This is a genomic window from Citrobacter sp. ANG330 (genome assembly GCF_047467925.1).
Lineage (GTDB): Bacteria > Pseudomonadota > Gammaproteobacteria > Enterobacterales > Enterobacteriaceae > Citrobacter_A > Citrobacter_A amalonaticus_G.
In genome coordinates, this window is the sequence record NZ_JASJUI010000006.1 from 164669 (window position 1) to 177509 (window position 12841).

The 12841-nt window shown below is 54.0% G+C and carries 14 protein-coding genes; 12 read left to right on the forward strand and 2 right to left on the reverse strand.

Features of this window, described 5'->3' with window-relative positions; genetic code table 11:
- Nucleotides 1–14: 14 nt before the first annotated feature.
- A complete protein-coding gene (locus QNN88_RS14990; protein WP_414240920.1) occupies nt 15–935 on the forward strand; it encodes an ROK family protein in 921 nt (306 codons plus the stop codon).
- A 39-nt stretch (nt 936–974) separates the two neighbouring features.
- Here QNN88_RS14990 and agaR read toward each other — a convergent pair whose 3' ends face one another.
- Complete coding sequence (gene agaR / locus QNN88_RS14995; protein ID WP_042998253.1) at nt 975–1745, reverse strand: transcriptional repressor AgaR; 771 nt, start codon at nt 1743–1745, stop codon at nt 975–977.
- 310 nt (nt 1746–2055) lie between these two features.
- Nucleotides 2056–2871, reverse strand: a complete 816-nt coding sequence (locus QNN88_RS15000; protein ID WP_414240921.1) for a DeoR family transcriptional regulator — start codon at nt 2869–2871, stop codon at nt 2056–2058.
- A gap of 251 nt (nt 2872–3122) precedes the next feature.
- Between QNN88_RS15000 and kbaZ the strand changes: the two genes are divergently transcribed.
- The 11 genes from kbaZ to agaD all read left to right on the forward strand — a co-directional run bounded on the left by kbaZ (nt 3123) and on the right by agaD (nt 12790).
- Entirely contained in the window at nt 3123–4418 is a 1296-nt protein-coding gene (gene kbaZ / locus QNN88_RS15005) for a tagatose-bisphosphate aldolase subunit KbaZ (RefSeq protein ID WP_414240922.1), read from the forward strand.
- A 19-nt stretch (nt 4419–4437) separates the two neighbouring features.
- The gene (gene agaV, locus QNN88_RS15010) at nt 4438–4911 is read left to right on the forward strand and encodes a PTS N-acetylgalactosamine transporter subunit IIB (RefSeq protein ID WP_414240923.1); all 474 of its coding nucleotides are present in this window, start codon (nt 4438–4440) and stop codon (nt 4909–4911) included.
- Nucleotides 4912–4921: 10 nt separating this feature from the next.
- A complete protein-coding gene (gene agaW / locus QNN88_RS15015; protein ID WP_061076209.1) occupies nt 4922–5701 on the forward strand; it encodes a PTS N-acetylgalactosamine transporter subunit IIC in 780 nt (259 codons plus the stop codon).
- Nucleotides 5691–6569 (forward strand): PTS N-acetylgalactosamine transporter subunit IID, encoded by an 879-nt coding sequence (gene agaE, locus QNN88_RS15020; RefSeq protein ID WP_414240924.1) that lies wholly within the window; start codon nt 5691–5693, stop codon nt 6567–6569. Before agaW ends, agaE begins: the two co-directional genes overlap by 11 nt.
- A 16-nt stretch (nt 6570–6585) precedes the next feature.
- Nucleotides 6586–7020, forward strand: coding sequence for a PTS galactosamine/N-acetylgalactosamine transporter subunit IIA (gene agaF, locus QNN88_RS15025; RefSeq protein WP_414240925.1), 435 nt, complete (start codon nt 6586–6588; stop codon nt 7018–7020).
- A complete protein-coding gene (gene nagA, locus QNN88_RS15030) occupies nt 7017–8150 on the forward strand; it encodes an N-acetylglucosamine-6-phosphate deacetylase (RefSeq protein ID WP_414240926.1) in 1134 nt (377 codons plus the stop codon). Before agaF ends, nagA begins: the two co-directional genes overlap by 4 nt.
- Nucleotides 8151–8443: 293 nt before the next feature.
- Complete coding sequence (locus QNN88_RS15035; RefSeq protein ID WP_414240927.1) at nt 8444–9598, forward strand: AgaS family sugar isomerase; 1155 nt, start codon at nt 8444–8446, stop codon at nt 9596–9598.
- A 12-nt stretch (nt 9599–9610) separates the two neighbouring features.
- Nucleotides 9611–10486 (forward strand): tagatose-bisphosphate aldolase subunit KbaY, encoded by an 876-nt coding sequence (gene kbaY / locus QNN88_RS15040; RefSeq protein ID WP_414240928.1) that lies wholly within the window; start codon nt 9611–9613, stop codon nt 10484–10486.
- A 185-nt stretch (nt 10487–10671) separates the two neighbouring features.
- Nucleotides 10672–11148, forward strand: coding sequence for a PTS galactosamine transporter subunit IIB (gene agaB, locus QNN88_RS15045; protein WP_414240929.1), 477 nt, complete (start codon nt 10672–10674; stop codon nt 11146–11148).
- Between the two features lie 54 nt (nt 11149–11202).
- Complete coding sequence (gene agaC, locus QNN88_RS15050) at nt 11203–12009, forward strand: PTS galactosamine transporter subunit IIC (protein ID WP_414240930.1); 807 nt, start codon at nt 11203–11205, stop codon at nt 12007–12009.
- Nucleotides 11999–12790 (forward strand): PTS galactosamine transporter subunit IID, encoded by a 792-nt coding sequence (gene agaD / locus QNN88_RS15055; protein WP_042998263.1) that lies wholly within the window; start codon nt 11999–12001, stop codon nt 12788–12790. Before agaC ends, agaD begins: the two co-directional genes overlap by 11 nt.
- Nucleotides 12791–12841 lie beyond the last annotated feature (51 nt).

Here is a 12841-nt window from a genome sequence, read left to right on the forward strand (position 1 = left end):
CGAGGAGATGTGGCATGTTTTACGGTGTTGATATTGGCGGCACAAAAACTGAAATTGTCGCCTTTGATAAGGAAATGCAGGTTTGCTGGCGCAAGCGCGTAGCCACGCCGGTGCAGGATTACGAACTCTTTCTCTCGACTTTTACCTCGCTCATCGATACCGCCGACTGGGCAACGGGAATGCAGGGCAAAATCGGCATTGGCATGCCCGGGTTGATGGACAGACATACCGGAAAGCTGCTGTCGTCGAACGTCCCCTGCCTGACCGGACGACAGGTGATGGACGATCTGGCGCACCGACTCAACCGCTCGGTGGCCCTGGACAATGACTGCTGCTGCTTCGCGCTGTCGGAGGCGCATACCCAGCAGGCCCGTCAGTTCTCGCGAATCTTTGGCGCCATTATTGGCACCGGCATGGGCGGAGGACTGGTGATCGACGGGCAACTTTATCGTGGGCGTAACCGGATGGCCAGCGAGTTTGGGCATTTACCGCTGCCCGCCACCTTTATGCGCCGTTATAACCTGCCGGAGATCACGTGCGGCTGCGGCTTACAGGGCTGTCTGGAGCGCTACCAGTCCGGCCCCGGTTTACTCTGGCTGCATAAGCACTTCTGCGGGGAACAGCTCAAAATGGAGACGCTGCTGGAAAACTACCGTCATGGTAATGCCAGCGCCGTCGCCACGGTTGAGGCGTGGATTGATATGCTGGGCTGTACGCTGGCGCAGTTGCAGCTCATTCTGGATGTCGACGCCTTTGTTCTGGGCGGCGGCGTCTCCAACATTGAGGAAATTTACACCTTACTGCCAGGCGCCATGTCGCGCTATCTCTTCCCGGGGCTGGCCCCTGCGAATGTCTTCCCGGCCGTGCATGGCGCATCCAGCGGCGTACGCGGCGCCGCCCTGCTGCTGGTCGAACAGGATGCGCTGATGCACTAAACGATCGCCGGCAAAACGCGTTTTTGCCGGCGTTCTCTCTTATTCATCCACGATAACGACATCCACGCCCATCTGGCTGAGCGCCTGATGATAATGCTCCGGAATACCACTGTCGGTAATCACCCGGTCAATACCGCTGATTTCACTGATCATGCAAAAACTTTTGCGGCCGAACTTGCTGGAATCCGCGACGACCGTCACCTCCTGCGCCACCTGACACATCACCTGGTTAAGGTGCGCTTCCCCCGGATGCGGTGTGGTGATCCCGGCTTCCAGACAAAATCCATCAACGCCCAAAAAGAGCTTATCAAACCGATACTGTCTGAGCTGATGTTCCGCCGAAGGACCATACAGCGAGTAAACGCTTTGCCTGACATTTCCCCCTAATATCATGACATCCACCCGTTCAAAATTGGCGAGTTCCCAGGCAATGTTCAGCGCATTGGTCATCACCACCAGATCGCGACGACTTTTAAGCAACGGAGGAATAAGCGTGGTGGTCGAGCCAGAATCGAGAATCAGCGTGTCGCCATCTTTCACAAAACTGGCCGCTTTTTCAGCAATCCGCGATTTCACATCGCGGTTCAGCCGGTCTTTGTCCTGTAAGGGGCGATCGAGGGCAAAGTGTTGATTTAATACGGCTCCGCCATAAGAACGCATGACGCAGCCTTTCTGCTCGAGATAACGTAAGTCATTGCGGATCGTGACGCTTGAGACGCCGAAATGCACACTCAGGGGTTCGACACGAACACTACCTTGATCGCATAACAGATCGATTATTTGCTCGCGACGTCTTAGGTTATCCAGCATTGCTTTTGCTCCATTGCATATTGTTATGTTTTAGCGATTTATCGCTTTCGTTTTCTTTTTAATATATTAAATCAGAAGACTTAAGGCGAATTTGTGAACACGTCCGCAGCACGGATTTTGGCAAAAAAGCCTGTTTTTCTTTCGTTTTATCTAAACCGAAAATGAAAAATGCGAAAGATCGAAAAGCGTGCAGGACAGGTGAGCGGGAGAATGAGACGAAAAATCAGTGCAAAAACGAAAGCGGGTTCGACAAAAACCCGCTGACATTTTTCTTTTTGCTTAATTGAAGGACATCACATTTTTGTGATTTTCACGACGCAGCCTGGACGATAATGACCTCAACGCCACTGCGATGAAACTCTTTCAGGCTCTCTTCAGGAATGCCTTCATCGACGATGATGGTGTGAATACGCTGGGTATCAATAATTTTATGCAGGCTCGAGCGGTTAAATTTACTGGAGTCAGTGACCACGATAATCCGTTCCGCCACTTCACACATCCGACGATTCAGCCGGGCTTCGTCTTCGTTATGAGTGCTGACGCCCCGCTCTAAATCAATGGCGTCGACGCCCAGAAACAGCATATCGAAGTGATAATTCTGCAAAGACTGCTCGGCCTGGTCGCCGTAAAACGACTGCGACTGACGACGCAAATGTCCACCGGTCATCAACAATTCCACGCCCTCTGCTTCCAGTAAGGCATTGGCGACGTTCATTCCGTTGGTCATCGCAATCACGTCAGTATGTTGGCGCATCAGACGCGCAATTTCATACGTCGTGGTGCCAGAGTCCAGGATCACGCGGTGACCCGGTTTGATCAACTCCACGGCGGCTTTGGCGATACTGCGTTTCACCGCCGTGTTCAGTGAGCTTTTATCTTCGACGGAAGGCTCCGCGCCTGGCGTATTACTGTCGCAAATCAGTGCACCACCGTAAGCGCGAACGGCGATCCCCTGCTTTTCCAGGAACGCCAGATCGTTACGGATCGTTACCGTGGAAACGCCAAATAATCCCGAAAGATCGTTGACCTGTACGCTTCCCTGCTGCCGTAACCGCTGGATAATCTGCTCACGCCGTTCGCTGGTGCCTGACACCCGCTTGTCTCCAGAAGCATCGGTATTGCTCATAAGAAATCCTTTGTCAGATTCTTTCGTTTCATTTCGTTTCACCTATTAACGCCTTTCTTTTATCAGAATGCAAGCCGAAAAAAGCCGAGCGAAGGGGCGAAAACTCCCTCACAATGCTTTCATTATGTTTCTTTTGTGAAACAGATCGGAAAACTATTATCTTTCGTTTTATTTTTATAAGACCATGATGCAGGATTAAGTGAAACAAAACGAAAGATTAAACGTCGCAGTTACCTGACCTGGAGAGGAAAGTGAAACATCTGACTGAAATGGTGGAACAGCATAAACGCGGCAAGGCAAACGGAATTTACGCCGTTTGTTCCGCGCATCCGCTGGTACTGGAATCCGCAATACGTTACGCGCAGGCAAATCACTCGCCGCTGCTGATTGAAGCAACCTCAAATCAGGTTGACCAATTTGGCGGTTACACGGGCATGACCCCAGCCGATTTTCGCCATTTTGTCTGCCATCTGGCCGACTCGCTTAATTTCCCTCAGGAGCAGCTGATTCTGGGGGGTGACCACCTCGGCCCCAACCGTTGGCAAAACCTGGCCGCAAAACCGGCAATGGCCAATGCCGACGAACTGATCAGAAGCTATGTCGCCGCCGGATTCAAAAAAATCCACCTTGATTGCAGCATGTCCTGCCAGGGCGATCCGGTGCCATTGACCGATGACATCGTCGCGGAACGTGCCGCACGTCTGGCGAAGATCGCCGAAGAGACCTGCATTGCTCATTTTGGCGAGTCTGATCTGGTTTATGTGATTGGCACTGAAGTGCCGGTACCGGGCGGAGCCCATGAGACGCTGACCGAGCTGGCGGTAACCACGCCTGAGGCCGCGCGTGCGACGCTGGAAGCTCATCGTCACGCCTTTGAAAAGCAGGGGCTCAATGCCATCTGGCCCCGTATCATCGCGCTGGTCGTGCAACCCGGCGTTGAGTTTGACCATACTCACATCATTGATTATCAGCCACAAAAAGCCGTCGCGTTAAGCAAGATGGTGGAAGCGTATGACACGCTGGTTTTTGAGGCGCACTCCACGGACTACCAGACGCCGCAGTCACTGCGCCAGTTAGTAAAAGATCATTTTGCCATCCTGAAAGTCGGCCCGGCGTTAACCTTCGCCCTGCGCGAAGCGCTGTTCTCGCTGGCCGCCATCGAAGAAGAGTTGCTTCCGGCAAAAGCCTGCTCCGACCTGCGTCATGTCCTTGAGAGCGTCATGCTCGATCGTCCGGAATACTGGCAGAGTCACTACCACGGCGATGGCAATACCCGTCGTCTGGCACGCGGCTACAGCTATTCCGATCGTGTGCGTTACTACTGGCCAGACAGCCAGATTGATGAGGCGTTTGCACGGCTGGTGCGCAATCTGGCGGATGAGCCGATTCCCCTGCCGCTCATTAGCCAGTATCTGCCGTTACAGTACGTGAAAGTGCGCGAGGGAGATCTCAATGCCACACCGCGAGAACTCATCATCAACCATATTCAGGACATACTGCAGCAGTACCATGCCGCCTGCCAGGGCGTAACGTCCCAAAACGGATAACAAAAAAGAGGAACACGCTATGCCAAATATTGTACTCAGCCGTATCGACGAAAGGCTTATTCATGGCCAGGTCGGGGTGCAGTGGGTCGGGTTTGCGGGGGCAAATCTGGTCCTGGTCGCCAACGATGAGGTGGCGGAAGATACTGTGCAACAGAACCTGATGGAGATGGTGCTGGCAGAAGGGATCGCCGTGCGTTTCTGGTCGCTGCAAAAAGTGATCGACAACATTCACCGCGCTGCCGACCGACAGAAAATTTTGCTGGTCTGCAAGTCCCCCGCTGATTTCCTCAGGCTGGTCGAAGGTGGGGTTCCTGTTACACGCATCAACGTCGGCAATATGCACTACGCCAATGGTAAACAGCAGGTTGCCAAAACGGTCTCTGTCGACTCGACCGATATTACGGCGTTTAACGGCCTGAAAGCCGCCGGGGTGGAATGCTTTGTTCAGGGCGTTCCAACAGAACCCGCGCAGGATCTCTTTAAACTCATCTGAGGCCTTCACCATGGAAATCAGTCTGTTACAGGCTTTTGCATTAGGTATCCTCGCCTTTATTGCCGGCCTGGATATGTTCAACGGATTAACACACATGCACCGCCCGGTGGTGCTTGGGCCGCTGGTCGGCCTGATTCTGGGCGATCTGCACACCGGTATTTTAACCGGCGGTACGCTGGAACTGGTGTGGATGGGACTCGCGCCGCTGGCGGGTGCACAACCGCCAAACGTCATTATCGGCACCATCGTGGGTACGACGTTCGCCATTACAACAGGGGTGAAACCGGATGTCGCCGTGGGCGTCGCCGTGCCGTTTGCCGTGGCAGTCCAGATGGGGATTACGTTCCTGTTCTCCGTGATGTCCGGGGTGATGTCCCGCTGCGATCGCATGGCGGCAAATGCCGACACCGCAGGCATTGAACGGGTCAACTATCTGGCGTTACTGGCTCTGGGGATTTTCTATTTTCTGTGTGCATTCCTGCCGATTTACTTCGGCGCAGAGCACGCGAAAACGGCCATTGATGTTCTGCCGGAACGGCTGATTGACGGACTCGGCGTCGCGGGCGGCATCATGCCAGCCATCGGCTTTGCCGTACTGCTGAAAATCATGATGAAAAACGTCTATATCCCTTACTTTATCATCGGCTTCGTGGGAGCCGCCTGGCTCAAGCTGCCGGTACTGGCGATTGCCGCTGCGGCACTGGCCATGGCGCTGATCGACCTGCTGCGTAAATCTCCCGAACCGACCCAACCTGCGGCCCAGAAAGAGGAATTCGAAGATGGCATCTAATCAACAAACTCTTCCGACTGTTTCCGACAGCGAAGAAACGCTGCTTTCCGGCGTAAACGAAAACATCTATGAAGATCAAAATATTGGCGCAGAGCTGACTAAAAAAGATATCAACCGGGTGGCCTGGCGTTCCATGCTATTGCAGGCGTCATTTAACTATGAACGTATGCAGGCTTCCGGGTGGCTATACGGGCTGCTGCCTGCGCTGAAAAAGATCCACACCAACAAACGCGACCTGGCGCGCGCCATGAAAGGCCACATGGGTTTCTTCAATACTCACCCTTTCCTGGTGACATTTGTCATTGGCATCATTCTGGCGATGGAGCGCTCAAAGCAGGATGTTAACAGTATTCAGAGCACCAAAATTGCCGTTGGCGCGCCGCTCGGCGGGATTGGCGATGCGATGTTCTGGCTGACGCTGTTGCCTATTTGCGGCGGCATCGGGGCAAGTCTGGCCTTGCAGGGTTCCATCCTCGGCGCAGTGGTCTTTATTGTGTTGTTTAACGTGGTCCATCTGGGTCTGCGTTTTGGCCTGGCGCACTATGCTTATCGTATGGGGGTTGCCGCCATTCCGCTCATCAAGGCCAATACGAAGAAAGTGGGTCACGCGGCGTCTATCGTCGGGATGACGGTCATTGGCGCGCTCGTGGCGACCTATGTGCGTCTGAACACTACGCTCGAAATCAAGGCGGGTGATGCGGTCGTCAAGCTCCAGACAGACGTTATCGACAAACTGATGCCCGCTTTTTTACCGCTGGTCTATACCCTGACGATGTTCTGGTTGGTCCGTCGCGGCTGGAGTCCGCTGCGCCTTATCGGTATCACCGTGGTACTGGGTGTTGTCGGCAAGTTCTGTCACTTCCTGTAAAGCAAAGAGGTCTTCGATGTTAGGTATTATTTTGACGGGGCACGGTGGGTTTGCCAGCGGTATGGAAAAAGCGATGAAACAGATCCTCGGCGAGCAGTCGCAGTTTGTCGCCATCGATTTTCCGGAAACCTCCACCACCGCACTGCTCACCTCACAGCTTGAGCAGGCGATTGAACAACTGGACGGCGAGGAAGATATCGTTTTCCTGACCGACCTGCTCGGCGGCACGCCGTTTCGCGTCGCCTCTACGCTGGCGATGCTGAAACCCGGCCGGGAAGTGATCACGGGTACTAACCTGCAACTGCTGCTGGAGATGGTGCTGGATCGCGAAGGACTCAGCAGCGAAGCATTTCGTGTTCAGGCGCTGGAGTGTGGGCACCGCGGCCTGACCAGCCTGGTCGATGAACTGGGACGCTGCCGTGAGGAGCACCCGATCGAGGAAGGAATATGACGCAGGTTTTGCGCGCCAGACGTCTGCTCACCGAGCAGGGCTGGCTGGACGATCACCAGCTGCGCGTTGAAGAAGGCATCATCACGGCCATCGAGCCGATTGCTGCGGGCATCACCGTACGCGACGCCGAGCTACTGTGTCCCGCTTATATTGACACCCACGTCCACGGTGGCGCGGGGGTCGATGTAATGGACGATGAACCGGACGCACTCGACAAGCTGGCGATGCACAAAGCGCGTGAAGGGGTTGCCAGTTGGCTCCCCACCACCGTCACCGCGCCGCTGAAGACGATTCAACGTGCGCTGGAGCGCATCGCTCAACGCAGTTTATCCGGCGGGCCTGGCGCACAGGTGCTCGGTAGTTATCTGGAAGGCCCCTACTTCACGCCGCAGAATAAAGGCGCCCATCCTCCGGAGCTGTTTCGTGAACTGGACCTCACGGAACTCGATGAGCTGATCGCCATTTCGCGACAGACCCTGCGGGTGGTGGCGCTGGCACCGGAAAAACCGGGTGCCTTACAGGCGATTCGCCACCTCAGGCAGCAGGGTGTGCGGGTAATGCTGGGACATAGCGCGGCAAGCTGGGCACAAACCCAGGCCGCCTTTGATGCCGGCGCGAACGGACTTGTACACTGCTACAACGGCATGACCGGACTCCATCACCGGGAGCCAGGAATGGTCGGTGCGGGACTCACCGATCCACGCGCTTGGCTGGAGCTCATCGCCGACGGGCACCACGTCCATCCGGCCGCCATGAAGCTCTGTTGCTGCTGTGCCAAAGAGAGGCTGGTGCTGATCACCGATGCGATGCAGGCCGCCGGTATGCCTGACGGAAGCTACACGCTTTGTGGTGAAAAGGTCGACATGCACGGCGGAATTGTGCGAACCGCATCGGGTGGCCTCGCAGGCAGCACGCTGTCGGTCGATGCGGCCGTGCGCAATATGGTTGAACTGACCGGAATCGCCCCTGAGGACGCGATCCATATGGCCTCGCTCCATCCGGCGCGACTGCTGGGGATCGACAGCCATTCAGGATCGTTAGCCGTGGGTAAACGCGCCAGCATGATCGCTCTCGACGGCGGATTGCATTTACAACAGATCTGGATTCAGGGTCAGCGCTTCCCCATTTGACCTTTTTTCTCCCTGGCCTTCGATCATGAGTCGTAAGGCCTTTCTTTTCCTTTCGCTTAAGAAAACCCTCATCCCAGAACGTTCAGAGAGAGTGATTACAGATCAATAAGATAAAAACGCTCTCCGTACAATCGATCACACTTTTCGTTTTATTTCATTTTGCATCATTGAACTTTCGATTTCTTTCCTATAGATTTTAATCAATCGATCATATGAACAAGTGAAACGAAACGAAAGATAGCGACATTTTGCCAGCGTCTGATGTGGAATTCACAAGACTAAGGACTTACGTTATGCCAGAAACCTATACCCCTGCAGCGGCAACCACCGGAACCTGGACTGAAGAAGAGATCCGCCAGCAGCCTGCCAGTTGGATCCGATCGCTGACGAATATTGACGCGATGCGCACCACGATCGACAACTTTCTCGCGCCCCTGCTGCGCAAAGACGATCTGCGGATCGTCCTGACCGGAGCGGGTACCTCGGCATTCATTGGCGAGATCATCGCCCCCTGGCTTGCCAGCCACACCGGGCAAAACATCAGCGCAGTACCGACCACCGATCTGGTCACCAATCCGATGGATTATCTGAATCCGACGCATCCGCTGCTGCTGGTTTCGTTTGCCCGTTCCGGCAACAGCCCGGAGAGCGTCGCCGCAGTGGAACTGGCAAACCAGTTCGTCCCTGAGTGCTATCACCTTTCGATCACCTGCAATGAAGCGGGCAGCCTGTACCAGAACGCGGTGGCAAGCGATAACGCTTTTGCTCTGCTGATGCCGGCAGAAACGCACGATCGCGGTTTTGCGATGACCAGCAGTATCACCACCATGATGGCCAGTTGCCTGTCGGTGTTCGCACCGAAACTCATCAACAGCCAGACCTTCCGCGACGTCGCGGATCGCTGCCAGACGATCCTGTCTTCACTGGGTGATTTCAGCCACGGTGTATTTGGCAATGAAAACTGGAAACGGATCGTCTATCTCGGAAGCGGCGGACTGCAGGGTGCGGCGCGCGAATCGTCCCTGAAAGTCCTTGAACTGACCGCCGGTAAGCTGGCCGCGTTTTACGATTCGCCAACCGGCTTTCGCCACGGTCCGAAATCTCTGGTGGATAACGAAACGCTGATCGTGGTGTATATCTCCAGCCACCCTTACACCCGGCAGTACGATCTCGATCTGCTGGCGGAGCTGCGTCGCGATGGTCAGGCCATGCGCGTTGTCGCTATTGCGGCCGAAAGCGATTCCCTTATCGAAGCCGGCCCGCACATCCTGCTGCCGCCCGCACGACATTTTATCGATTGCGAACTGGCGTTCTGTTACCTGATGTATGCCCAGGTCTTTGCGCTCACCCAGTCCATTGCGGTCGGTAACACGCCGGATACCCCTTCCCGCAGCGGTACGGTCAACCGCGTGGTGCAGGGCGTCATTATTCACCCGTGGCAGGCTTAAGAGGATCCGATCATGAGCATTATTTCCACGAAGTATCTCCTGCAGGACGCCCAGGCAAAAGGCTACGCCGTACCGGCTTTTAACATCCATAATGCCGAGACGATCCAGGCGATCCTTGAAGTGTGTAGCGAAATGCAATCGCCGGTGATCCTCGCCGGAACTCCTGGCACCTTTAAACATATCGCGCTGGAAGAGCTTTACGCATTGTGCACCGCCTACTCCACCACTTACGGTATGCCGCTGGCGTTGCATCTCGATCATCATGAATCGCTGGACGACATTCGCCATAAAGTGAACGCCGGAGTGCGCAGCGCCATGATCGACGGTAGCCATTTCCCGTTTGAGGAGAATGTGAAGCTGGTGAAATCGGTGGTGGATTTTTGCCACGCCCGCGATTGCAGCGTTGAGGCGGAACTGGGACGACTGGGTGGCGTAGAAGACGACATGAGCGTTGACGCAGAAAGCGCCTTTCTGACCGATCCGCAGGAAGCCAGACGCTTTGTTGAACTGACCGGCGTCGACAGCCTTGCCGTCGCCATCGGCACCGCGCACGGCCTGTACACCAAAAAGCCGAAAATCGATTTCCAGCGTCTGGCTGAAATCCGTGAAGTGGTGGATATTCCGCTGGTGCTGCACGGCGCGAGCGATGTACCTGACGAGTACGTGCGCCGCACAATAGAACTGGGCGTCTGTAAGGTTAACGTCGCCACTGAACTGAAAATTGCCTTTGCCGATGCCGTGAAAGCGTGGTTTGCCGACAATCCACAGGGCAACGATCCGCGCTACTACATGCGCGTTGGTATGGATGCAATGAAAGAGGTCGTAAGAAGTAAAATCAATGTCTGTGGATCGGCCAATAAACTTGTGGTCGACCACGAGTTATCGTAAGCGGGTCGGCTTTATCATTATTCAAAAGCGCTATCTGATGAATATCAGGTAGCGCTTTCTGACCAAATAACGGAGGAGAATAACGAGATTACATCACGCTGAATTAATTAATGAATGCGATACGGTAAGAATAATATATTTCAACAAGCTCAGTCATTCAATTATTTTATGGTGAGGATTTAAGTATGAGCAGTCCAAATATCCTGTTAACGCGTATTGATAACCGACTGGTGCATGGTCAGGTGGGTGTCACCTGGACATCAACGATCGGCGCCAATTTGCTGGTCGTCGTGGATGACGATGTCGCTCAGGATGAGATTCAGCAGAAATTAATGGGTATCACCGCAGAAACCTACGGTTTCGGTATCCGCTTCTTCTCTATAGAAAAAACCATCAACGTCATCGGTAAGGCCGCGCCGCACCAGAAGATATTCCTGATTTGCCGCACCCCGCAAACGGTCAGAAAGCTGCTCGAAGGCGGTATCGTGCTCAACGACGTGAACGTCGGCAATATGCACTTCTCGGAAGGCAAAAAGCAGATCAGCAGTAAAGTTTATGTCAATGAGCAGGACCTTAATGATCTGCAGTTCATTAAGAAGCACGGCGTAAACATTTTTATTCAGGATGTCCCTGGCGATCAAAAAGAAGCGATCCCGGAGTAAATAACAAGCCAACGTTTTCATAGTAAAGGGACTTATTTATATGAGGTGTTTACAATGAATGAAATAACGCTTTTACAAGGGATATCCCTCGCGGCATTAGTTTTCTTTCTGGGAATTGATTTTTGGCTGGAAGCTCTGTTTTTATTCAGACCGATCATTGTCTGTACGCTCACAGGTGCCATCCTGGGCGATATTCATATCGGTTTGATCACCGGCGGTCTGACCGAACTGGCTTTCGCTGGTTTGACGCCCGCTGGCGGTGTTCAACCGCCAAACCCTATCATGGCGGGGCTGATGACCACGGTGATCGCCTGGTCTACTGGCGTGGATGCCAAAACCGCCATCGGCCTCGGCTTGCCGTTCAGCCTGCTGATGCAATACGTGATTCTGTTCTTCTATTCCGCCTTCTCTCTGTTTATGTCCAGGGCCGACAACTGCGCGAAAGAAGCCAACACCCGCGCATTTGCTCGTCTGAACTGGCTGACAACGCTGATTGTCGCCTGCTCGTATGCCATTATCGCGTTTCTCTGTACCTATCTGGCGCAGGGCGCCATGCAGGCACTGGTGAAAGCCATGCCCGCCTGGCTTACTCATGGTTTTGAAGTCGCGGGCGGGATTCTGCCTGCCGTTGGTTTTGGCCTGTTACTGCGCGTGATGTTTAAAGCACAGTACATTCCTTACCTGATCGCAGGCTTCCTGTTTGTCTGCTATATCCAGGTCAACAACCTTCTCCCGGTCGCAGTCCTCGGCGCAGGCTTCGCCGTGTACGAATTTTTCAATGCCAAAGCTAAACAGCAGGCGCAACCCCAGCCTGTCGCCCGTAAAAATGATGATGAAGAGGATTACAGCAATGGGATCTGAAATCAGTAAAAAAGACATTACCCGTCTTGGCTTTCGCTCTTCGCTTCTTCAGGCGAGCTTTAACTATGAAAGGATGCAGGCGGGCGGCTTTACCTGGGCGATGCTGCCGATTCTGAAAAAAATCTATAAAGATGATAAGCCGGGCCTGAGTGCGGCCATGAAAGATCATCTGGAATTTATCAATACCCACCCGAACCTCGTCGGTTTTCTGATGGGGCTGCTTATCTCAATGGAAGAGAAAGGAGAAAACCGCGACACCATTAAAGGTCTCAAAGTGGCGCTGTTTGGCCCGATTGCCGGGATTGGCGATGCCATTTTCTGGTTCACCTTACTGCCGATTATGGCGGGGATTTGCTCCTCTTTCGCCAGCCAGGGCAATTTACTGGGGCCGATTCTGTTCTTCGCCGTCTATCTGATGATCTTTTTCCTGCGCGTCGGCTGGACTCACGTCGGCTATTCGGTCGGGGTAAAAGCCATTGATAAGGTGCGGGAAAATTCGCAGATGATCGCCCGCTCGGCGACCATCCTCGGGATCACGGTGATTGGCGGTCTGATTGCGTCTTACGTCCATATCAATGTCGTCACCTCTTTTGCTATCGACAGTACACACAACGTGGCCCTGCAAAAGGACTTCTTCGATAAGGTCTTCCCGAACATTTTACCGATGGGCTATACGCTGCTGATGTACTACCTGCTGCGGGTAAAAAAAGCGCATCCGGTATTGTTAATCGGCGTCACTTTTGTGCTCTCTATCGTCTCTTCCGCACTCGGTATTCTGTAAACCAGACAGGGGGTAATCGCGTGTTACCCCCTCCTCAAAAGGAACATGGAT